The sequence below is a fragment of the Arthrobacter sp. UKPF54-2 genome (assembly GCF_007858535.1).
Taxonomy (GTDB): domain Bacteria; phylum Actinomycetota; class Actinomycetes; order Actinomycetales; family Micrococcaceae; genus Arthrobacter.
In genome coordinates this window covers 1,500,991-1,522,022 of sequence record NZ_CP040174.1, presented here as the reverse complement: position 1 = coordinate 1,522,022, position 21,032 = coordinate 1,500,991, and the positions used below count along the sequence as shown (strand labels likewise).

The 21,032-nt window shown below is 67.5% G+C and carries 24 protein-coding genes and 1 riboswitch; of the genes, 15 read left to right on the top strand and 9 right to left on the bottom strand.

Annotated features, from left to right (window positions below):
• The first annotated feature begins 16 nt into the window (after positions 1-16).
• Both E7Y32_RS06905 and E7Y32_RS06900 read left to right on the top strand, forming a co-directional pair.
• Positions 17-169: a CopG family transcriptional regulator gene (locus tag E7Y32_RS06905; protein ID WP_146336470.1), complete on the top strand. Its 153-nt coding sequence runs from the start codon at positions 17-19 to the stop codon at positions 167-169.
• A complete protein-coding gene (locus E7Y32_RS06900; RefSeq protein WP_146336469.1) occupies positions 166-570 on the top strand; it encodes a VOC family protein in 405 nt (134 codons plus the stop codon). Before E7Y32_RS06905 ends, E7Y32_RS06900 begins: the two co-directional genes overlap by 4 nt.
• A 13-nt stretch (positions 571-583) precedes the next feature.
• Here E7Y32_RS06900 and E7Y32_RS06895 read toward each other — a convergent pair whose 3' ends face one another.
• The 3 genes from E7Y32_RS06895 to E7Y32_RS06885 form a co-directional block, all read right to left on the bottom strand.
• Complete coding sequence (locus E7Y32_RS06895; protein WP_146336468.1) at positions 584-1,075, bottom strand: SRPBCC domain-containing protein; 492 nt, start codon at positions 1,073-1,075, stop codon at positions 584-586.
• Positions 1,076-1,116: 41 nt separating this feature from the next.
• The gene (locus tag E7Y32_RS06890) at positions 1,117-1,518 is read right to left on the bottom strand and encodes a YccF domain-containing protein (RefSeq protein ID WP_146336467.1); all 402 of its coding nucleotides are present in this window, start codon (positions 1,516-1,518) and stop codon (positions 1,117-1,119) included.
• Between the two features lie 93 nt (positions 1,519-1,611).
• Positions 1,612-2,163 (bottom strand): YceI family protein, encoded by a 552-nt coding sequence (locus E7Y32_RS06885; RefSeq protein WP_146338323.1) that lies wholly within the window; start codon positions 2,161-2,163, stop codon positions 1,612-1,614.
• 444 nt (positions 2,164-2,607) lie between these two features.
• Here E7Y32_RS06885 and E7Y32_RS06880 point away from each other — a divergent pair, with 444 nt between their 5' ends.
• On the top strand, positions 2,608-3,519 hold the full coding sequence (locus tag E7Y32_RS06880; protein WP_146336466.1) for a metallophosphoesterase: 912 nt from the start codon (positions 2,608-2,610) through the stop codon (positions 3,517-3,519).
• 4 nt (positions 3,520-3,523) lie between these two features.
• Here the strand turns inward: E7Y32_RS06880 and E7Y32_RS06875 are convergent, their stop codons facing one another.
• A complete protein-coding gene (locus tag E7Y32_RS06875; RefSeq protein ID WP_261382564.1) occupies positions 3,524-4,489 on the bottom strand; it encodes a glycoside hydrolase family 16 protein in 966 nt (321 codons plus the stop codon).
• 384 nt (positions 4,490-4,873) lie between these two features.
• On the opposite strand from E7Y32_RS06875, the gene E7Y32_RS06870 reads away from it, so the two are divergent.
• The 7 genes from E7Y32_RS06870 (at position 4,874) to E7Y32_RS06840 (ending at position 13,056) form a co-directional block, all read left to right on the top strand.
• On the top strand, positions 4,874-5,653 hold the full coding sequence (locus tag E7Y32_RS06870; protein WP_261382563.1) for a glycosyltransferase family 2 protein: 780 nt from the start codon (positions 4,874-4,876) through the stop codon (positions 5,651-5,653).
• 1 nt (position 5,654) lies between these two features.
• Entirely contained in the window at positions 5,655-6,653 is a 999-nt protein-coding gene (locus E7Y32_RS06865) for a glycosyltransferase family 2 protein (protein WP_146336463.1), read from the top strand.
• A 49-nt stretch (positions 6,654-6,702) separates the two neighbouring features.
• Positions 6,703-7,803, top strand: coding sequence for a hypothetical protein (locus E7Y32_RS06860; protein WP_146336462.1), 1,101 nt, complete (start codon positions 6,703-6,705; stop codon positions 7,801-7,803).
• Positions 7,800-9,920, top strand: a complete 2,121-nt coding sequence (locus E7Y32_RS06855; protein ID WP_261382562.1) for a glycosyltransferase — start codon at positions 7,800-7,802, stop codon at positions 9,918-9,920. The genes E7Y32_RS06860 and E7Y32_RS06855 overlap by 4 nt, the downstream gene beginning before the upstream one ends.
• 83 nt (positions 9,921-10,003) lie before the next feature.
• The gene (locus E7Y32_RS06850) at positions 10,004-11,827 is read left to right on the top strand and encodes a hypothetical protein (RefSeq protein WP_261382561.1); all 1,824 of its coding nucleotides are present in this window, start codon (positions 10,004-10,006) and stop codon (positions 11,825-11,827) included.
• Complete coding sequence (locus tag E7Y32_RS06845; RefSeq protein ID WP_146336460.1) at positions 11,817-12,200, top strand: hypothetical protein; 384 nt, start codon at positions 11,817-11,819, stop codon at positions 12,198-12,200. The genes E7Y32_RS06850 and E7Y32_RS06845 overlap by 11 nt, the downstream gene beginning before the upstream one ends.
• Positions 12,201-12,321: 121 nt before the next feature.
• Positions 12,322-13,056, top strand: coding sequence for a hypothetical protein (locus tag E7Y32_RS06840; protein ID WP_186467066.1), 735 nt, complete (start codon positions 12,322-12,324; stop codon positions 13,054-13,056).
• A 59-nt stretch (positions 13,057-13,115) separates the two neighbouring features.
• On the opposite strand, the gene E7Y32_RS06835 is transcribed toward E7Y32_RS06840, so the two are convergent.
• Positions 13,116-13,715 (bottom strand): phosphoribosylanthranilate isomerase, encoded by a 600-nt coding sequence (locus tag E7Y32_RS06835; protein ID WP_146336459.1) that lies wholly within the window; start codon positions 13,713-13,715, stop codon positions 13,116-13,118.
• 106 nt (positions 13,716-13,821) lie between these two features.
• Here E7Y32_RS06835 and E7Y32_RS06830 point away from each other — a divergent pair, with 106 nt between their 5' ends.
• Positions 13,822-14,424, top strand: coding sequence for a HutD family protein (locus tag E7Y32_RS06830; RefSeq protein ID WP_146336458.1), 603 nt, complete (start codon positions 13,822-13,824; stop codon positions 14,422-14,424).
• Here E7Y32_RS06830 and E7Y32_RS06825 read toward each other — a convergent pair.
• From E7Y32_RS06825 to E7Y32_RS06810, 4 genes are read right to left on the bottom strand one after another with little or no spacing between them, the layout of a single operon-like run.
• On the bottom strand, positions 14,421-15,248 hold the full coding sequence (locus tag E7Y32_RS06825) for an ABC transporter permease (RefSeq protein ID WP_146336457.1): 828 nt from the start codon (positions 15,246-15,248) through the stop codon (positions 14,421-14,423). The genes E7Y32_RS06830 and E7Y32_RS06825 overlap by 4 nt on opposite strands.
• A gap of 21 nt (positions 15,249-15,269) precedes the next feature.
• Positions 15,270-16,199, bottom strand: coding sequence for an ABC transporter permease (locus E7Y32_RS06820; protein ID WP_146336456.1), 930 nt, complete (start codon positions 16,197-16,199; stop codon positions 15,270-15,272).
• A 1-nt stretch (position 16,200) separates the two neighbouring features.
• The gene (locus tag E7Y32_RS06815; RefSeq protein WP_146336455.1) at positions 16,201-17,388 is read right to left on the bottom strand and encodes an ABC transporter substrate-binding protein; all 1,188 of its coding nucleotides are present in this window, start codon (positions 17,386-17,388) and stop codon (positions 16,201-16,203) included.
• A gap of 52 nt (positions 17,389-17,440) precedes the next feature.
• Positions 17,441-18,514 carry an ABC transporter ATP-binding protein gene (locus E7Y32_RS06810; protein ID WP_146336454.1) on the bottom strand — a complete coding sequence of 358 codons (1,074 nt, stop codon included), beginning with the start codon at positions 18,512-18,514 and terminating at the stop codon, positions 17,441-17,443.
• A 174-nt stretch (positions 18,515-18,688) separates the two neighbouring features.
• On the opposite strand from E7Y32_RS06810, the gene E7Y32_RS06805 reads away from it, so the two are divergent.
• The 4 genes from E7Y32_RS06805 to E7Y32_RS06790 all read left to right on the top strand — a co-directional run bounded on the left by E7Y32_RS06805 (position 18,689) and on the right by E7Y32_RS06790 (position 21,027).
• The gene (locus E7Y32_RS06805; protein WP_186467065.1) at positions 18,689-19,432 is read left to right on the top strand and encodes a FadR/GntR family transcriptional regulator; all 744 of its coding nucleotides are present in this window, start codon (positions 18,689-18,691) and stop codon (positions 19,430-19,432) included.
• A gap of 38 nt (positions 19,433-19,470) precedes the next feature.
• Positions 19,471-20,184 carry a cache domain-containing protein gene (locus E7Y32_RS06800; RefSeq protein WP_146336452.1) on the top strand — a complete coding sequence of 238 codons (714 nt, stop codon included), beginning with the start codon at positions 19,471-19,473 and terminating at the stop codon, positions 20,182-20,184.
• Between the two features lie 50 nt (positions 20,185-20,234).
• Positions 20,235-20,299: riboswitch (guanidine-III (ykkC-III) riboswitch) on the top strand.
• Between the two features lie 9 nt (positions 20,300-20,308).
• Positions 20,309-20,632 (top strand): multidrug efflux SMR transporter, encoded by a 324-nt coding sequence (locus tag E7Y32_RS06795; protein WP_146336451.1) that lies wholly within the window; start codon positions 20,309-20,311, stop codon positions 20,630-20,632.
• Between the two features lie 2 nt (positions 20,633-20,634).
• Positions 20,635-21,027, top strand: a complete 393-nt coding sequence (locus E7Y32_RS06790) for a multidrug efflux SMR transporter (RefSeq protein WP_146336450.1) — start codon at positions 20,635-20,637, stop codon at positions 21,025-21,027.
• The last annotated feature ends 5 nt before the right edge of the window (positions 21,028-21,032 follow it).

Below are 21,032 nucleotides of genomic sequence, written 5' to 3'. Positions count from 1 at the left end.
TGCTAGCATTCTAGCCATGACAGAGAAAGTGCAGTTCAACGTCTATCTGCCGACACCGCTGGTGAAGCGGGTCAAACACGCCGCCATCGAGGAGGGGCTCTCATTGTCCGCCTTCGTGGAGGAGGCCCTGACCCGGACCCTGGACACAACGAAAGGCCACAGCGAATGAGACTCACCCCGATCCGCTTCGTCCGTGACGTCGAGGCCTCCCGCGCCTTCTATGCGCTGCTGGGCCTGGCAGAACAGACCGAGGCGACCAGCGGCACCTGGGCGGACCTCAACGCGGGCGGCGGCTCGCTGGGGCTGCACATCGCGCGGCACCCCGGCACACACGACGACGCCGGCGCGGTGGCCCTGCAGTTCACCAGCGATGAGAAGCTCGAGCCTCTGGCGGAGCGGCTGGCCGCGGCCGGCTTCGAGACCTCGCCCGTCATGGATGAAACCTTCGGACGATTCCTCACCGTCCTGGATCCGGACGGCTACCGCATCCAGGTCAACGAGGCCGACGAGGACCTGCAGAACCTCAGTTACGAAATCCGTGAGTCTGCAGCCCTGAAACAGCAGCCCTAACCGCAACGCGGAGTCAGGGGGCGCCGCGGCGGAGGTGTTCAGCCAGGCGCTCGAACGACTCCCTCCAGCCGGCACCGTTGCTATCGCGGTTCTCCGCCGTATCAAAGGGGCCCTGGGTGAAGGTCATCCGGGTGCCGCCGTCGATCTCCTCCAGCCGGAACGTCACCTCGGTCTCGAAGCCCCTGGTCCCGTCCGGCTTGTCCCAGGCATGGGTGAACACAAACAGGTTCGGCGGCTCGATGTCCGTGTGGACCCCGCTCCACCAGTACTCCTGCCCGGTGGCGTCCTGGACCATGCAGGCCCGGTACAGGCCGCCGACCTCCAGGTCGGCGTCAATGCTCTCCCGCGGGGCGTGGAACCCCCGCGGTCCCCACCAGGCCGGCGCCTGGTCCGGATCGGTCAGGGCGGACCAGACCGCGCTGATGGGGACCTGGAATTCGCGGGTGATGACCAGCATCAGCTCATCGTCGCTGGGCACTGCGTCCGGAAATGTTGACTCTGGCATTGCACTCTCCCTCGGCTGCCGGGCGGTCCGCCCGGGCCGGCCTAGCGGTAGCCGGTCACAAAGGGCCGATCGGTGGGAACGATCTGTTTGCCCAGCGGCATCAGGGACACCGGGATGAGCTTGAGGTTCGCGATGGCCAGCGGGATGCCGATGATGGTGACCGCCATGGCAAAGGCCGTGACCACATGCCCGATCGCGATCCAGATGCCGGCCACCAGCAGCCAGATGACATTTCCAAGCAGGGTAAAGACGCCGTTCCCGCCGGGCCTGTCCACCACCATGCGGCCGAACGGCCACAGGGTGTAGGACGCGATCCGGAACGAGGCCAGGCCCCACGGGATGGTGATGATCAGCAGGCAGCAGATGACGCCGGCCAGGAAGTATCCCAGCGCCAGCCAGAGGCCGCCGAAAACCAGCCAGATGATATTGAGCAGTGTCTTCATGGCACCATTGTCTCCCGCCGGCCGCGGATCCGGATCAAGGGTTTGCCCTGAGCGGCCCCTGATTTGGGGTCAGCCCCTGATTCCACGCCGCTGCTAGGCGTCGGCCTGCTTGACCATGGCCGCTTCGACGTTGATCTTCACCTTGTCGCTGACCAGCAGGCCGCCGGCCTCGAGGGCGGCGTTCCAGGTCAGGCCGAATTCCTTGCGGCTGATGTCCGTCTCCGCGCTGAAGCCGGCCCGGGTGGCGCCGAACGGATCCACAGCGATGCCGGTGAACTCGACTTCCAGGTCCACAGGCTTGGTGACGCCGCGGATGGTGAGGTCGCCGGTGAGCACGTAGTCCTCGCCGTCGCCCCTGATGGACGTGGCGCGGAACGTCATCTCGGGGAAGTTCTCGACGTCGAAGAAGTCGGGTCCGCGCACATGGCCGTCACGGTTGGCGTCGCCGGAGTCGAAGCTGGCCGTCTTGATCGTGGCGTGCAGGCTGGCGTCGGCGAGGGAATCCCGCACCCGCGCCTCGGCCGAGGCTTCGTTGAAGCGGCCCCGGACCTTGCTGATTCCGGCATGGCGGACGCTAAATCCGATTTCGCTGTGGGACATGTCCAAGGTCCAGACGCCGGGGGTCAATCCTTCGGGCAGGGTCATCGCCATTTCTCCTTCGCATCGGCGGCGGGCGTGCCCGCCGGGAACCGGAAGTCCCCAAGAAGCATGCTAACGAGGAAGCCCGGGCGGCGATAGGTGCCGCGGCCGCCTGCCCCGGGGCCCCGCGGCCAACCAGCCAGAGTCCTCTGGCCTTGGCCAAGCAGCCGGGCTTACCCTAGGCCTAGCAGCCGTCGAATTGTCCGCCGCCAAACCGTCCGGCACTGCCCGGCCGCGCCGGCCGGACTCAGACTCTTGATGTGAGGAACCGTGGCCCGATCATCGCGCGCATCGAACAGGTTCGGCCTAGCAGCGGCTCTGCTGACGGCGGCCCTGCTGTTGCCCGCTTGCACCCCGGAGACCCCGCAGCCTCCACCCTCCAGCTCCGCGGGGCAGCCGACGTCGCGGACCCCGCCGGAGCCCCCGCTCCCGCCCATCGAGGGCTCCACCGTGCACTTCACTGCCCAGGGGGACACCGGCGTCGGCTCCGGCGCGCGGAAGGTGCTGGATGTGATTGCGCAGATCAAACCCCAACTGAACCTGGGGCTCGGCGATTACACGTACAAGGCGGGGATCGAGCAGCAGTTCTGCGACCTGGTGGCCGACAAGCTTGGCGCCGGCTTCCCGTACGAGGTCGTCACGGGCAACCACGAAAGTGACGGCCACGAGGGGGACATCGCCAATATCGTCAAGTGCCTGCCCAACCGGCTGCCCGGGCTTCAGGGCGAGTACGGGACCCAGTGGTACGTGGACGTCCCGGAACAGGACCCTGTGGTGCGGATCGTGATGGTCTCGCCCGGCATAGACTTCCGGGGCGGGAACCCGCTGGACTACTCCAGGGGCAGTGAGCGCTGGCGCTGGACCGCCGAGGCGCTGGACGGGGCCAAGTCCCGCAATATCCCGTGGACCGTGGTGGGCATGCACGCCCCGTGCTTTAGCCTGGGCAACTATGGTTGCCAGCCCGGCGAGGAATTCACCAACATGCTGATCGAGAAGAAGGTGGACCTGGTCCTCACCGGCCACGACCACGTCTACCAGCGAACGCACCAGCTGGGCCTCTCCGGCGACTGCCCGGCCCTGGTCCCGGCGTCGTTCTCGACCCAGTGCCTGGCCGACACCGACGACACGATGGTCCAGGGTGCCGGGACAGTTTTTGTGGGCGTCGGCATTGGCGGCGTCGGACACTACAACGTCCACGACGACGATCCGGAAGTTGGCTATTTCGCCAGCTGGTCAGGCAAGAACCGTAACGCCACCCTGGGCACCCTGGATGTACGGGCGGGGCGGGATTCGCTCACCGCGAGGCTGGTGCCGGCCGAAGGCTACAGCCACACCGATGCCTTTGAGATCCGCCGGAAATAGCCCGCTAAACGCGTGACCAGAGGGCGATCCAGTCAAGCTGGACATGTCCCTGGGTCTGCGGCGCCGGGCACGCCGGCAGGCACGCCTCAGTCTGCAGGATGTAGTGCATGGGTGTGTTCGGCGTTCGCGTAATACCCGCGCCCAACAGTTGCCCATCGAGGAAGAAAGCGACGCGCCCCTCGGTCCACTCAGTGGTGGCGATGTGCCACGAAGGGAACCGCGATTTCGAAAAAAAGACGTCAGCAGCCGCTGGGTCCGGGTCGGCCCAATGTGAAGCGCCATAAATATAGTCGGCGAGGTCCCCCTCCGGAAAGTCGATCTCCCCGTCCCGCGGCCAGACCCCGCTGTCGGGCCAGAAGAGCCATGCCGTCTTATAGCCGGCCAGCGAATCGGCCCTGAACCGAACCGAAACCCGCCCGTAAAGCAGGCTGTTGGCCCGCGGCGGCGCGGTACTGGCGTTGGGTATCCGGGGCGTCGGGGCTGCCCCCATGAACACCCCGTTTTCCGAGTGCATGAACCAGTCGAGGGTGCCGTTGCTTACGCTCAGCACCTTGCTGGGATAGTAGCCGGATTGACCTCCGCTCGCCTGGCCCGCGGTGTCCGGGGTCCCGTCCTTGTAGCCGGCGCTCCAGCGCGCCTGGTAGGCGGGCCCAGGGAAGGCGCCGATCGGGACATCACTCAGGGTGAAGTCCTCGGTGAAGACCTGCTTCCAGCCTGGCAGATCCCCCACCGGCAGGCTTTGCAGCCCCGCCAGTTCTAGGTCCGACAGTGCGGCGGGCGGGGGTGCCGGCTCGGCCGCGGGTGCGGGCGGCGGCGTCGGTCCGGCGGATGTTTCCGGCGGCGCCGCCTGGGAGGCAGGCGGGGCCGCCGTGGACTGGGCACTCGATGCGGGCGGCGGCGACTGGGCACCCGGCGGATTCGGCGCGCCCCCGCCAGAGCAGCCGGTGACCAGCAAGACGACGGCGGGCACGAGCAGGCGTCTGAAACGGGGCCTCCGGCCCCTGGGCCGCCGGGTAGCTCCGCCTTCACCGGGTATCCGCATGGCGCCAGTCTGACACCGACGGCGGCGCCGATCAACGGTTTTGCCGGCCCCGCGGAAATAGCTTGAATGTTCAAGTTAACCCAAGGTTTTTACAAGCTCCTGAGTCGACTATGGAAAGGGGGAATTCATGGAAGTTGCCGCAGCGGGCAGTACGCACGTAGGTCTACATCCTGGTTCCTAAGACCGGGAAATGACTGCAGTTGGGGCGAAAGCTAACAACGTCATTGAGTGGTGAGGCTAATGTCCATCCCAAATCTCGCTTCAAAATCGCGCCCTCAGACGACGCCGCCTATGATTCCAGCTTCCGTCAGCGTGGTTATCCCCACCTTGAACGAGGCCATGAACCTGCCCTGGGTCCTTCGCCGCATGCCCTCCTACGTGGATGAGGTTGTGATCGTTGACGGGCGCTCGCTCGACAGCACGGTGGAGGTGGCCAAGGCACTGCGTCTGGACATCGTGGTGGTGGACGAGCACCGGGCAGGCAAGGGCGCCGCGGTCCGCGCAGGTTTCGCCGCCGCCTCGGGCGACATCATCGTCATGCTGGACGGGGACGGCAGTATGGACCCCCAGGAAATCGGCTGGTTGGTCGCCCCGCTCCAGCACGAATACGACTTCGTCAAAGGATCCCGCTATGTGACCGGCGGCGGCTCCGATGACATCACCCTGGTGCGGACCACCGGCAACCGGCTTCTCACCGCGCTGGCCAATCTCGTCCTGGGCAGTGACTTCTCCGACCTCTGCTACGGCTATATCGCCCTGCGCCGGGAATGCGTCGAAGTGCTGGAACTCCAATCGGACGGATTCGAAATCGAAACTGAGCTGATCGTGCGCGCCTCCAGGGCCGGGCTAAGGATCGCCGAGGTGCCCAGCCGAGAACTGGCCCGGATCTCCGGGAACTCAAACCTCCACACCTTCCGGGACGGGTGGCGCGTGCTGCGCACCCTGGCCCGGGAACGCCTCAGCTGGGAGGCACCGACCGCCGGCGCCCGGCCCGAGGCCCTGCGCCGGGTCAAATACAAGTATCCGAATAAGGCGTTCCCGCACATTCCCACAGATCCGCGGAGCGTGCTCGGCGTAGCGGTAGGGGAATAGGATGTCCCAGATCCCGGGATTGCCCAGTGTGTCCGTCGTCATTTGCTCCTACGCGGAAGAGCGCTGGGACCTGCTCATCGGCGCCATCGATTCATTACGGCCCCAGACGCACAGACCGCAGCAGACAATCGTCGTCGTGGACTACAACGTGGACCTGTACAAGCGGCTCATCTTCAGCGTTCCCGACGTCGTGATCGTGGAGAACACTGGGCCCAAGGGCCTCTCCGGTGCCAGGAACACCGGCGCCGGCGTCGCCAATGCCGAGATCGTCGCCTTCCTGGACGACGACGCCGAGGCGGACCCGGACTGGCTCGAGCGGCTCGCCGCCATGTACGACGACGACGACGTGCTGGCAGTCGGCGGCAGCGTCCAGCCGGCCTGGGACGCCGGCCGGCCGCGCTATTTCGCCGAGGAACTCGACTGGATCGTCGGCTGCACCTACCACGGCCTGCCCAAAGTCGCCGCCGAAGTGCGCAACGTGATCGGCGCGAACATGTCCTTCCGGGCCGACGTGCTGAAGCGCGTCGGGGGCTTCAACCCCGAACTCGGCCGGCAGGACGCGCAGCCCCTCGGCTGCGAAGAAACGGAGCTGTGCATCCGGGCTGTCATCGGGGCGCCGGGTTCGCGGGTGGTCTACGAACCTGCGGCAGTGGTGCACCACCACGTCCCCCGGGAGCGCGGCACGCTGAAGTACATGCTGGCGCGGTCCTGGTCCGAGGGCATCTCCAAGGCCCGGGTCAGCCGGCTCGTTGGGCACAAGCGGGCGCTCGGCCCGGAACGGCGCTATGTCCGGCAGGTCCTGCCGCGCGCCGTCTTCGCCGGCATCCGCGACGCGGTGCGAGGTGGCGACCTCGCCGGCCTCGGCCGCTCCGCCGCCGTGATGGCTGTGCTCGCCACGACTGCCCTGGGGTACGTCCGCGGGCGCCGGCTGCCCCCAGCCCCAGCACCGCAAGAAACCAGCCAGCCAGCACCCGATGATCTGTGGAGGGAAGTCCAGTGAAAGCGATCTCAGTAGGCGGGCCCGGCGAATTCGCCCGGAGGCTCCAACCATGAGCCAGTCGGAGCGGGACGTGCTCACCCCCGCCGGCGCCTCCGCCGGCGCGAGCTTCGACGTCCACGGGCTGGTCGGCATCGACGTCGAGCCCGGCACACCCGGCGAGTCCCAGCTGCGCGACATGCTCGCGCCATTCCTGCGCGGCTCCCGGGCGCCGCTGCGGCTGCACATCAGCGGAGCCGTTTCCCAGGTTTCCGGCCAGTCGCACGCCGAGGACGCCTACCGCTTCACCGGCGAGTCGCTGTACCTGCCCGCCGACCGCGTGCAAATCATCGAAACCCGTGACGGCTACCGCGTCCAGGGCCAAGGGGAACTCCTGACCGCCGTCATCCCTTTGCTGGACAGGCTCTGCGTCCGCGAGGACGCCGCGATGATCCACGCCGCCGTCGTGGACTTCCGGGGTTCCGGCGTCCTGCTGCCGGCCTGGGGCGGGGTGGGCAAAACCAGCACGGTCGCCAAGCTGGTCGCCACCCCGGGCGTGCGTTTTATGGCCGACGACTGGGCCTTTACCAGCGCGGACGGCATGCTCATGGGCTACGCCAAGCCGATGTTCATCAAACCGCACCACCGCGCCATTTACCCCGACCTGTTCCACGGAACCCGCAAGCCCCTCGCGCCGGGCTGGCTCACCAACCCCGTCGCGCGCCTTGCGACGGCCGTGCACCCGGTAATCGTCCGGTACCCGAAGACGGCGGCGTTCACCCGCCGCTGGTCCCCCGAGCACCGGATGGTGCATCCGGACCAGGTGTTCGGGGCCGAACGGATCTCCTCGGCCGCGCCGGCCCGGCTGGCGATCTTCCTCGAACGGTTCGACGGCCCCGATGCAAGGCTGGAGGCCCGCAGCCGGGAGTGGATGACCTCGCGCATCATCGGCAACTTCCACTCCGAACTGCCGATGGTCTCCCGCCGCCTGGTCGAAGCCCTCGGCGCGACCGGGCTGGTCCCCCTCGAGGACCACTTCGGGCAAAAGGCCGCGGTTGTGCGCCGGGCACTGGAAGACGTGCCCTGCTCGCTCCTGCGAATCCCTGCCGACTGGTCCGCCGACCGGACCTCCGACTACGTGGCCAACCTGGTCCGCTCGAAATTGGATGAGTGAGGTACGGACCCGTGGGGGAACTTGAGGTGTCGGTGATCATTCCGGCGCGGAATGCCGAGGCCTGGCTGGGCGAATGCCTGGAGTCGGTCCGCGCCCAGCACCCGCGCGAGATCATCGTGGTCGACGGATGTTCGCTGGACGACACCGTCAGTATTGCCCGGTCGTTTGGGGCCCGCGTGCTCTCCGACGAGGGCCGCGGGCTGCCGGCCGCGCGGATGCTGGGGGTGCAGAATGCGGGCTGCGAGGTCGTCGCCCTGATCGACGCCGACGTCGTGCTTCCGCCGGGCACGCTGAGCCGGTTGCTGCGTGAATTCGACGACGGCGGTTACGACGGCCTGCAGTTCGGGCTGGCCAGCGAGTCCGACGGCCCGGGCTACTGGGGCGCCGCCCTGGCCTGGCACCACAACCACAGCCGCGTCCGGTCCTGGTTCGGTGTCAGCGCCACGCTGATGCGCCGGGACGTGCTGCTGTCCGTCGGCTTCGACGACAACTTCCGTTCCGGTGAGGACATCGAACTGCGGATCCGGCTCGAGAACGGCGGCTACAAGCTCGGCGTCTCCCCCACAACAGTGGTCCGGCACCGCTTCGCCGACACCTTCGACTGCGCCCGCGACCAATGGCTCCAGGACGGCGCCGGCATGGCCCGGACCATCCGGAAGCATCCGGGCCGGGCAGGCTGGCTGGCCGTCCTGCCGCTGCTGGCCTCAGTACGCGGCGTCGGCTTGTCCCTGGTCCACGCTCCCCGTTTCCTGCCCTACTGGGCCGGCTTCCTGCTCTACAACTACCGTGCCATGTTCGGGGAGATCCTCCGCCCCCAGGCGCGCCCGCTCTCGGTCGGAGGCAACGCGGCCTGGCTCGCGGCGGCCCGGATCGCCCCCATGGTGACGGGGTTCCTGTTCTGGGCCCTCGCGGCGCTCCTGCTGCCGCCGGAACAGATCGGGCTCGGGTCGGCCGTGGTGGCCGCCGCCCTCCTCACCGTCCAGCTGGGCATGCTCGGCGTCGGACCGGCCACCCTGACGCTCCTGCCCAGCGAGCCCGACGGCGGCCGCCGGCTGACCGCGACGAGCCTGCTGACCGTAGGGGTCTCGGCACTCCTGGTGGGCGGTGTGCTGGCCGCGGTCACCTATTCGATGGGTTCGGGCGTCGGCGAGGCCTGGCGCAACCCTGTCGTCACCATCATCTTCCTGGCGACGGCGCTCTTCGCCAGCGCGGCCTACCAGCTGGACCACATCGGCGTGGCCCAGGAGCGGGCCGACCGTGCCCTGGTCCGCAGCCTGCTGCAGAGCCTGGTGCAGCTGGGGGTCCTCGGCCTGGCTTTCGCCGCGGGGATCCGCGACCTCTCCATCGTGGTGGGCGCCGTGGCCGCGGGTGCCCTGGTCAGCGTGCTCGCGGGACTGCGGCAGCTGCGCCGTGCACGACTTGAACCGGACTGGCGGCACGGTCTGCGCCCCCGGTCCGCCGTCGGACTGCTCAGGCCCGGACTTCCCAACCACGCCCTTATGATGGCGGACCGGGCGCCGGGATACCTCCTGCCGTTGATCGTCGCTGCCACCCTCGGGCCGGCCACGACGGCCGCCTGGTACATCGTGTGGATGATGGCGTCAGCGGTTTTCTTCGTCCCGCAGTCGGCCGGGTTCTCACTCCAGACAGCCCTGGCCGGAACGCGGTCCAGGCCGGGGCTGGTTTCCTCCGCAATCCGCGCAAGCCTGCTGCTCACCCTCGCGGCCGGGCTGATCCTCCTGCTGTTGGGCCCCTACCTCCTGCAGTTTCTCGGTCCGCACTATGCCTCCGCATGGGTGCTGTTGCCGGTCCTCGTGCCGGCACTGCTGCTCAGCTGCGTGACCCAGGTCTACTACGGCCTGTGCCGCGCCCGCGGGCGCCTGGTGGAATCGACATTCGTCGCGGTCCTCACGGCCGCGCTGGTGGTCATCCCGGCCGCCGCCGTTGCCCAGCAATTTGGCCTTACCGGCGTATCCGTGCTCTGGTCCGCCGCCCAGGCGGCCGCGGCGCTGATCGCCGTCTGGCGTCTGATCACTCTGACCCGAGTGAAGCCCGCTGCACCTGACCCGGTCTCTTCAGCGGCATTCAACGAGCCCACTGGAATCGAGAAATCATGACACCCGAACCTTCCACCGCTGTCCCTGCTGCTCCCCAGGCGCATGGCCGTCACGAAGGACCCAGGGACGAGGCTAAACACCCCGTGAAACATGGCGCCACTCCCCCGTCCGCCGAGCACCGGGTGGAATCAAGCCCGCTCTGGCAGATCGGCGCGTTGGCGGGGATCGCGGCTTTAGCCCTGGTCCTGGGCATTTGGGGCCTGCGGGACGTCGACCCGGCCCAGACCGGCGGCGCCGGACTCATCGCACTTCTCCCCCCCGTGTACTTCGTGGCCCTGGCCCTCAGCCTGACCGGCTTCGTCGCGTCCCTGAACCTTCGGCAGTATGTCCCCGCGCTGCTTGCCGGCCAGGTGCTGGTCACGGTACTCATCCTGCACGGAGCCGATCCGATCATCCACGGTTTGCCCCGGCTTGAAGCGAGCTACCGGCACCTCGGCATTGCCGACAGCATCGCGCAGTCCGGACAGCTGAACCCAAACCTGGACGCCTACTTCAACTGGCCGGGCTTCTTCGACCTTTTGGGGATGCTCTCCGGCGCAACGGGCGCGAAGGACCTGATGACCATCGCGACGTGGGCACCGGTGGGCATCAACCTCCTGCTGCTGGCCCCCCTGCTGGCCCTGGCCACACGCCTCACCGCAAGCCGGCGGCAGGCGTGGGCCGGCGTCTGGATTTTCTACCTGACCAGCTGGGTCGGGCAGGACTACCTCGCGCCCCAGGCCTACGCGTTCATCCTGCTCGTCACACTCTCCGCCTGCCTCCTAAGCGCCTTCAGCGGCTGGGCGTGGCCCACCGGCGGGAACCGCTTCACCACGGCGCTTGCCCGGACCGTGGAGAAGCTGGATAACTCCGTACCGCAGCGTCATGGCCTGGTCCAGCCGTCCCCGCGGGACTCGGCGATCCTGATGGGGATTTGCGCGCTGATCCTGCTCGCCATGACAGCCTCGCACCAGCTCACCCCGTTCGCCGCTGTCCCGGTCCTCGTGGCGTTCATGCTGATTGGCAGACTGCGCTCGCGCTTCCTGCCGCTGCTGGCGCTGGTCCTGCCGGTGTTCTGGCTCGTCTTTGTCGCCTCCGCCTATTTCCAAGGCCACCAGGACCAGCTCTTCGGCTCCTTCGGCGACATCGGCGCGAACACGGTCGGGGCGCTGAACGACAGAATCTCCGGCAGCGGTTCACACCTCGCCGTGGTCTACACCCGGGTCGCGGAGGTCGCGGTGATCTGGATCCTGGCGATCATCGGCGCCGTGACCGGCTACCGGCGGTCAACACCGTGGCTTGCCGCGGCCGTCGGCGCCCTTGCGCCGCTCCTGCTGGTTTCGGTCCAGCCCTACGGCGGCGAACTGATGCTTCGGCTCTTCCTGTTCAGCCTGCCGTTCGCCGCGTGCCTCGTGGTGCTGCCGCTGATGTGGGACCGGCCGGCCGGGCCCGGACTGGTCCGGGGTGTGGCCCTGTTCGTGCTGGGCGCGGCGCTGGCCACAACGACGCTCGTCACGCGTTACGGCAATGACAGCATGGAGACCTTTTCCCGCGCCGAGATTGCCCTCGTGGACCGGCTGTACGCTACGGCACCTCCCGGCTCCGTACTGATCGAGGCGATCCGCAACACCCCGTGGAAATACCAGGACTATGCCCGCTACGACTACCGCGCCCTGGCAGCAGCAGAACCGCGGCCGGATGCAGCACCGCTGAGCTGCGACACAGTCAACCAGATCGCCCGGCGTGCCGGGGCCTACCTGATTGTGACGGCATCCCAGCAGCACGCCGCGGAACTGCGCGGCACGACGCCGGCCGGGGATCTTCAGCGCTTTATCGACACCTGCGGCACCGGCCCGGGCTGGCAGAAGGTCAGCGAAAACGCCGGCGGCGTCATCTTCCACATCGAAGGAGCAAAAAATGGCAATTGAACGCGCGCACGTGGGCTACGCAACGGCAGCCGTGGCGGTAGCAGCCATACCGCTCTCTTTCGTGGGGCCGGAAGCACTACGGCTCGCCGTCGTCGGCTTGTTCCTGCTCGCCGGCCCGGGCACGGCGCTGGTCCTCCTGATCCGCTTCGGACCGGACAGCTCCAGCTCCACGGTCGCCGCCGGCGCGATCCCTCTGGCAACCGCGCTCGCCGTCGCCGTCAGCCTCACCCTTTCCACGCTCGTGGCCACCGCCATGATCTACGCGCGGCTCTGGGCCCCTCCGGCCGGGGTCTGCCTCCTTGCCCTTGTCACCCTCGGCCTGCTGGCCGTGGACTACCGGCGAACCAGGCCAGCCCCGGCGGAGGCGCGATGACCCTTTATTGGCGTGACGCTGATCGGGCAGCCGAATGGGCTGCTGTACCCAGCGCCGGCGGATCCGCATCCGCCGGATCAGTTGAAATAACCGCTTACACGAAATCCTGAGAGTAGATCTAATGAGAAAACTAAAAGCACTCGGCACGATTGGCACCACGGGCCTGCTCGTCACGGGCATGCTGTTCGGTACAGCGCAGGCGAGCTCAGCGGCTACCTGCAAGGCCGGCACCGCCGTGCCCACGAACAGCTTCCCCGGGACCGTCGCCGTCGCCACGAACTTCGAGTCCGGCAGCCTCGACCCGTTCATCCCGACGGTGTCCGGGACCGGTACGGCGGCCGTCACGAGCCCGCTGGCGAAGACAGGGACGTGCTCGGCCAAACTTCACGTCACCACCGACGCCGGTTCGCTGGCAAACCTCTCCAGCCCTACGCTCGCTTCCGGAACCAAGACCGTCTATGCCGACGGCTGGTTCAACATCACCAAGGCCGGAGTGGCCGGCAACGATGTGCCGTACTTTCGAGTCTTCTCCGGCAGCACACGGGTGGCCGATGTGTACCGATACAACAGCAATGGCCAGCTGTGGCTTAGGGTGACCGCTCCCAACGGGACGTTCGTCTACACCAAGCTGATCTCCGGAAGCATCAGCCTCAGCGCCTGGCACCGGGTCCAGATGCGAGTCACCAGCAACGGCACAAAGTCGACCATCCAGGTCTGGTTTGACGGAGTGCTGAAATACTCCAGCAGTGCGGTCAGCATGGCCGGCACCGGGCTGAGCAAGGTCCAGCTAGGGGCCGAACACAATCGCCAGATGGGCGATTGCTACATTGATGACGTAGTCATCAAGCGCTCCTAGCTGCACGTAGCGCACGTCGGCGGCCGGGGATTAGTTCCCCGGCCGCCGCTTTTCGCCGTTCAGACCGTCTTGGCCGCCGCAACGAAGGCCCTGATTTTGGCGAGGTCCTTGACGCCGCGGGACTGTTCGACTCCGGAGGAGACGTCCACGCCCCACGCGCCGGCCGCCGCGGCGGCAACGGCCACGTTTGCGGGGTCCAGGCCGCCGGCCAACAGCCACTTCCGACCCTCCAGCCCCAGGCCGCGGACGGAGGCGTAGTCCCAGGCCTCGCCGGATCCGGGCACAGCGGCGTCGATGAGCAGCAGGTCCTCACCCCAGTCGGCAAACTCTTCCGGCGCGGCCGCCATGGTGATGGCCCGGATGACCTTCAGGCCCGCAGCGTGCACGGTCCGCACATCCCCGGGGCTGCGCCGGCCGTGCAGCTGCACCCAGTCCAGCCCGGCGGCCCGGGCTGCCGCGACGGCGTCGGCCGCCTCCTCGTGGCGAAAGACGCCCACGGCGGGCAACCCGGCCGGCACCCCTGCGAGGAGTTCCCGGGCACAGTCCGGCGCCACCTGGCGGGGGCTGGGGGTCAGCACGAAGCCAACGGCATCCGCCCCGGCCTCGACCGCGGCCCGCACCGATTCGGCGGTGCTGAGGCCGCACACTTTGACGAACATCGCGGATCCCTTCGTAACCCTTGGTCCTTTGACGTTAGCAAGCCCGCCCCCGCACCGCAGAGGTTACGCTGCCGCGGCCCGCGGGGCTGGCGGCTAGGCTGGGTCCATGGAGATCATCCGCTACGCCGCGCTCAAGCCCCGTCCCTGGCGCAACGGGGGCGGCGTGACCCGCGAGCTGGCCCGGTTCCCGGAATCTGCCGCCGAGGGCACCCAGGACGGAAGCTGGGATTGGCGGGTGAGCATCGCGGAGATGTCAAAGGCCGGGGATTTCTCGGCGTTTCCCGGGATGGACCGCGTCCTGACCGTGGTGGAGGGGGAACTGTTGTTGCTGAGCGTCGACGGCGCCGAGCACCCTCTGGAGCAGTACCGGCCGTTCCGGTTCTCCGGCGACGCCGCCGCCGCCGGTGCCCTGCCGACGGGCAACATCCGCGACTTGAACGTGATCACACGACGCGGGGCGTTCAAGGGCTACACCTCCATCATCGAGCTCTCAAAGAAACGCGCGCACCCCTTGTTCGGGGGACAGCTGGGCATCCTGCTCCAGGGCCAGGCCACGGCCACACCAGGCGCCGCTGACGGCGGCGCATCCGCAGCCGGGACCGAGCCGCTGGACCGCTACGACGCCGTCGTCGGTACGGACAGCGCCTCCCCCGAGATCCTGGGCCGCGGCTTCCTCGCCGTGGTGTCGATCGACCCGGCCGGGGACTAGCCCTTCGAGCCCTTCACGCGCACCGCACCGATCCCCACCGAGTCCTCTGACAGCCGCTGCGCGAGCCAGATGGGGACGATGGAAACAACGATCAGCACCACGGCCACCACGTTGACTACCGGTGCCTGGTTGGGCCGGAAGAGGTTCTGCAGGATCCAGATCGGCAGCGTAGTGTCCCCTGCGCCGATGGTGAAGGTGGTCACGATGATCTCATCGAAACTCAGCGCGAAGGCCAGCAGGCCGCCGGCCAGCAGGGCCGAGCGGAGCTGCGGAAACGTGACCAGCCGGAAGGTGGTGAACACGCCGGCGCCCAGGTCGGCAGATGCCTCCTCCAGGCCGCCCTGCATCCGGCGCAGCCGGGCAATGACATTGTTGAAGACGGTCACCATGCAGAAAGTGGCGTGCGCGATCACGACCGTCCACAGGCTTAGCGAGACACCCAGGATGGTGGTGAACATGTTGTTCAGCGCGATGCCGGTCACAATTCCAGGCAGGGCGATCGGCAGGATCACCAGCAGGCTGATCACGTCCCGGCCGAAGAACTTGTAACGCAGCAGCGCCAGCGCCAGAAGCGTGCCCAGCACCAGCGAAATGATCGTCGAGACGGCGGCCACCCAGAGCGAGGACACGAGGGCCTCGCGGACGCCGCTGGAGTCGAACGCCCGCCCCCACCATTCAAGGGTCAGCCCCCGAGGCGGCCAGCCGAAGGTCCGGTCCGCGTTGAAGGAGTTCACTACCACCAGCAGCAACGGACCGTAGATGAAGAGGAACACGAGCACGGTGACGACGCCGAGGATGACTTTGGCGCTTCGGGAAAGTCTCATGGTGCTCCTGGCTGTCCGGGTTCAGAGGCTGTTGAGGGCGCCGGTCCGGCGGACGATGAAAAGGTAGAGCGTGATGATCGCGATGGGTACCAGCGAGACGGCGGCGGCGAACGGCAAGTTGTTTGCGGCTCCAACATTGGCGTAGACCACGGTGCCCAGCATCTGGGTGGTGCCCCCCACGATCTGGGCCGTGATGTAGTCCCCCAGGGAGAGCGAGAACGTGAAGATCGTTCCGGCAATGATGGAGGGGACCAGCAGCGGGAACACGACCAGGCGCACGGTTGCCAGGGGTTTCGCGCCGAGGTCGCTGGAGGCTTCCAGGAGCGAATCGGGGACCCGGTCAAACCCTGCGTAGATCGGCAGGATCATAAACGGCAGCCAAATATAGGACAGCGTCAGGATCACGGCCGTTTCGCTGTAACCCGGCGATTGCAGCCCGAGTGGCGCCCCCAGCCATTCGAGCAGGCCGCCATCGGCGAGCACGTTCCGCCAGGCGTACGCCTTCACCAGATAGCTCGCCCAGAGCGGCATCAGCACGGCCACCACCAGCAGCTTCTGCCAGCGGGCGCTGGCCACCTTGGCGATGAAGAACGCCATCGGCAGCGCAAGGATCAGGTCGATCACGGTGACGGCGAACGCGATCCAGAGCGTCCGCAGCGTGATGCGCTGGTAGACGGGATCGGTCACGACCGTGACCAGGTTGTCGGTCGTCCACGCCGTGGACACCTTGCCGGTGAAGGTGTCCACGGTCCAGAACGCGGTAATCAGCAGCGCGGCCAGGGCGGCGATGTAGACCAGCACCAGCCAGCCGGCGGGGGCCGTGATGAGCCCGGCCAGCCGCAGCCTTGGCGAGCGGTGGAGCAGCGCCGAGACCTTGTTGGCCTTCGGCCGGGGCACGGCGGAAGCGACCGAAGGAGCCCCCGGGGCCGGCTGCTGCGACTGGAGCGCCATCTCAGCCCTTGATTTCGGTCCAGGCCTTCGTCCACTCCGAGTAGTCCGTGCACTTGACGTCCTTGCGGCCGTCCAGGCAGGCGGCCACCGGGGTGGTCCAGTACCAGATCTGCTTCGCGTAGGCCTCGTCACCGGAATGGTAGGTCTCGCAGTGCGCTTTGTCCTTGGTGAGTTCGCAGGCCTTGGGGTTGGCCGGCGATTCGCCGAAGTACTCCGCAACTGCCGCGTTGGCTTTGGGGCTGGCGATGTAGTCAAGCCACTTGTAGGCACAGTTCGGGTTCTTGGTCTTGGACCCGATCATCCAGGTGTCCGACCACCCGGTGGCGCCCTCTGTCGGCAGGAGGGTCGCGACCTTGGCGCCATCGGCAGCTGCGATGTTGGCCCCCACCTGCCAGGTAGTGCCGACGACAGTGCTTCCACTGGCGAAGGCCTGGACCTCCTTGACGACGTCGCTCCAGTACTCGCCGATGTGCTTGCGCTGCTCCTTCAGGAGGTTGACGGAGGCGGCAAGCTGGTCCTTATCCAGCGCATACGGGTTCTTGATTCCCAGCTCCGGTTTGTGGGCCATCAGGTACACGGCGGCGTCGGCGATGTAGATCGGCGAATCGTAGGCGGTGACCTTCCCGGTGTTCTTGGCGGCGTCGTCGAATACCGCGCTCCAGGAGGTGGGCGCCGGGGTGACTTTGTCTGTGCTGTACATCAGCAGGTTGGCGCCCCAGCCGTGGGGCATGCCGTAGTTTGTGCCGTTGACGGTGTTCCAGGCCTTGTCTTTTAGGAACGGGTAGACATCGGGGTAGTTCTTCAGCAGGCTCATGTTGACCGGCTGGACGTCCTGGCCGGCGATCAGGCGCAGCGAGGCATCCCCGGACGCCGAAACGACGTCGTACTGTCCGGTGCGCATAAGCGTCACAGCTTCATCGGAGGTGCCGAACGGCTTGAAGCTGACCTTGCACTGGGTCTCTTGTTCGAACGGATGAACCCAGTCCACCGCCGGGTCGTTGCTGCCGTCTTCGACATATCCTGGCCACCCAAGGATGGACAGTTGCCCTTCGCCCGGGCCGATCTCCGTTTTGGTCGCCTGAGCGGACGGCGACGCCGATCCCCCGCCGCTGGTGCCACAGCCCGCCAGCGCGAGGGCTGCCGCCGCGGCCAACCCGACCACGAGGGTGGCCCTGTTCCGTGATGCCATGATCCTTACCTTTCGTTGCGGGGTGAAACGGACTCAGTCCGGGAACTTACGTTTAAGGAGCCGGGGACCGCAGCCAGACGGCGGCGTCGTCGTCCCAGCTCACGTTGACGTGCCGGCCCGGGAGCTCCCAGTCGCCGCCGGGGAGTGCCTCCGGAACCAGCACCACGACGGCGGGACCGTCGTCGAGTTGTACCCGCACCTGGGTGGCATGCCCCACGTAGACGAGTGAGGAGACGGTTCCGGGCAGGGAGGTGACGCCGGCGCGCGGTTCCGGCGCCCCGGTCCAGGACAGGCGCAACCGTTCGGGCCTGATGCAGACCTGCTCCGCACGGCCGTAGAGTTTCTGGGCGAGGGCGGCGTCGAAGATGTTAGAGGTCCCGACAAAGTTGGCCACGAACGCGCCGACGGGTCGCTCGTAGATCTCGTGGGCGGTGCCGATCTGTTCCAGGCTGCCGTTGTTGAAGACTCCGATCCGGTCACTCATGGTCAGCGCCTCCTCCTGGTCATGGGTGACAAAGATGAAGGTGATACCCAGGGAACGCTGCAGTTCCTTCAGTTCCACTTGCATCTGCTGCCGGAGTTTCAGGTCCAGCGCACCGAGTGGTTCGTCCAACAGCAGGACCTTGGGCTGCACCACCAGGGCGCGGGCAAGAGCCACCCGCTGGCGCTGGCCGCCGGAGAGCTGGGCAGGCTTGCGCCCGACGAATTTTCCGAGCTGCACGCGCTCCAGGGCTTCACGGGCCCGCTCGTGGCGCTCCCTCCGGGCCATCCCCCGCACCCGCAGCCCATACGCGACGTTGTCGATGAGGGACATGTGCGGGAACAGCGCATAGTCCTGGAAAACGGTATTGAGGTCCCGTTCGAAGGGCGCCAGGCCTGTGACGTCTTTGCCCTCGAGTTCAACGCTTCCAGAGGTGGGTAATTCGAAGCCTGCGATCAGGCGCAGGACCGTGGTCTTCCCCGATCCAGAGGGGCCGAGCATGGAGAAGAACTCGCCCTGGCGGATGTCCAGGTCCACGGCGTTGACGGCCACGGTGTCACCGAAAACTTTGGTGAGTTTCCGCAGCCGGATCGCGGGAACCGCGCCCCTTTCCGTCGGCCGGCCTGTCGCGAGCATCTCGGTCATGGGGTGCGCCTAACTCCGTTGCCGGGTCGTCCTAGATGCGACACAGCGGGGTGTGATCCAGGCCACAACATGCTGTTGGGCCAAATACTATTACTCCATAGGATTTGTGTATAGACCCCCGCAGAAGCCCGGATTAGGATGGCAGCTACCGCCGGAGACGTACAGGGAGGCCCGATGCTGCTGACACCGCAGGGCGCCTCCCGCAGCCTGGCGGCCGTGTTCACTCCGATCAGGTCCCGCGGCCTGGTGGACGAGGTGTGCAGCCGGATCGAGCAGGCGGTGGAAACCGGGCTGCTCACCAGCGGCCAGCGCCTGCCCAATGAGACGGAGCTCGCCGCCGCACTCGGGGTCTCCGCCGTGACGGCCCGCGAAGCCCTGTCGCAGCTGCGGACCTCGGGCATTATCCGCACAGCCCGCGGTCGCAGCGGTGGCAGCTTCATTGCCGACGACGTCCTGCCGTCACGGGACCGCGCTCTGGAGCAGTTGCGGCAGCTGACCCGGCTCCAGATCAGCGACCTGGGGCTGCATTACCAGGCCATTGCTGCCGCGTGCGCCGGCGTCGCGGCCCGGCGCTCTGACGCCGCGGACATGGCAACGCTGCGTTCCTTCATTCCCACGGCGGAGGCGGATCCGTTGCACTGGCGGCTGGCCGTCTCCGAGTTCCTGCTCGAAGTAGCCGCGATCGCCCGCTCGGCCCGGCTCGCCCGGGAGCTGATCCGGCTGCAGGCGGACCTGGGTCCCCTCACCATGCTGCCCTGCGCCGACCCCGCCTATCGGCGGACCACCGCCGGACTGTTGGATGACATCGCGGCCGCCGTCGAGGGCCGCCAGTCGTCCACCGCCGAAGTAGCCGTGAAAGCCCTAGTCGCCGCGACCACGGATTGGCTGCTGAACGAACAATCCAAGCGCTACCACTGACCATCCCCCCGTTCCGTCGACCCAAGGGAGCGACCCTTATGTCCGAAATCACCGCTTCCTCGAATACGCCGATCCTCTGCGCCGCCGCGGGCCTCGACGCCGTCATTACCGACATCGAGAGCAGGCTCACGGAGTGGGCGACGGAAACGGGAACCGCCTTGGCGGCCCTCTCCGCCAAGGTCAGCGGAACTGCTGTGGATAAGCTCGTCCGTCCGGTGGTCGAGGAACTGGTCCGGACCCCCGACGGCTACATTGCCGGCGCAGGCTTCCTGGCCAACGCCGGGCTGCTGGGCCCGGAACGCAGCTACATCGCCTGGTGGCAGGGTGAGGATCTGGAACACGTGGACGCCCTGGCCAACTTCAGCCCCAACTCCATCAGCCGCTACGTGAAATCGGAGTGGTTCCGCGTGCCGGTGGATACCGGCCAACCGCACGTCACCGGGCCGTACGTCGACTTCCTGTGCACAGACGAGTACGTGCTGACGTTCACGCACCCGGTCTTTTGCCGCTCGGACGGGCCGGTCTCCGGGATTGTGGGGATGGACGTCACCGTGCAGCGGCTCGAACGCGGCGCCCTGCCCGCCCTGCGCCGGATCGGGGAACGGGCCACCCTGGTGAACGCCGACGGCCGCGCGATCGTGTCGGCGGCCCCTGATATCGCCGCCGGAGACCTCACCGCAGCCGAGGAAGGCTGCAGCGTGTATCCCGTGGGCCGGAAGTTCCAGATCTGGGCGGGGGCCGCGGCGCTCTAGAAACTGCCGCTGCCCGCCCGCCCCTCCGCCCGGGCGTTGCTAGGCTGGAATCAAGGCCCTGTCTTGGGCCTCCGGACGACGGATCAGTACCCGGCACGCGACAAGACTGGCCATTGGAGCCGCCATGTCGTGGTTAATTCTCATTCTTTCAGGCTCGCTGGAAGCCGTTTGGGCCGCAGCCCTGCACCGCACAGCACAGGCCACGGGCCGCCGCCGGATCGCACCGACCGCCGTTTTCCTCGTTTCTGTGCTCGCCAGCACCGGCGGGCTCGCCGCCGCCATGCAGTCCATCCCCACCGGAACCGCCTACGCCGTCTGGGTAGGCGTCGGCGTCTTGCTGACCTCCGCCTACGCCATGGCCACCAAAGTGGAACCCGCCACGACCGCGCGGATCCTGCTGCTCGGCGGGATCGTCGCCTGCGTTGCCGGCCTGAAACTGGTGGCGTAGCCATGGCCGCGAATCGCACGCCGGCACCGGCCGGCAAGGCCCCGGCAACAACCCTGGCCTGGCTCATTCTGCTTGCCTCCGCCGTACTGGAGGCGGTCTGGGCCACGGCTCTGGGTCTCTCCGACGGCTTCACCCGGCCGCTGCCCACCCTCGTGTTCGCCGTGACGGCAATCCTCAGCATGGTGGGGCTGGGCCTGGCCGTCAAGCGCATCCCGCTCGGCACGGCCTACGCCGTCTGGGTGGGAATCGGGGCTGCCCTGACGGTCGGCTGGGCGATGGCGACCGGCGTCGAGCCCGCCAGTCCGCTGAAACTGCTGTTTATCGCCGGAATCGTCGGCTGCGCCGCCGGGCTGAAGCTGCTGCCGGCCTCCGCCGCGGAATCTCCCCACATTTAGGCCAG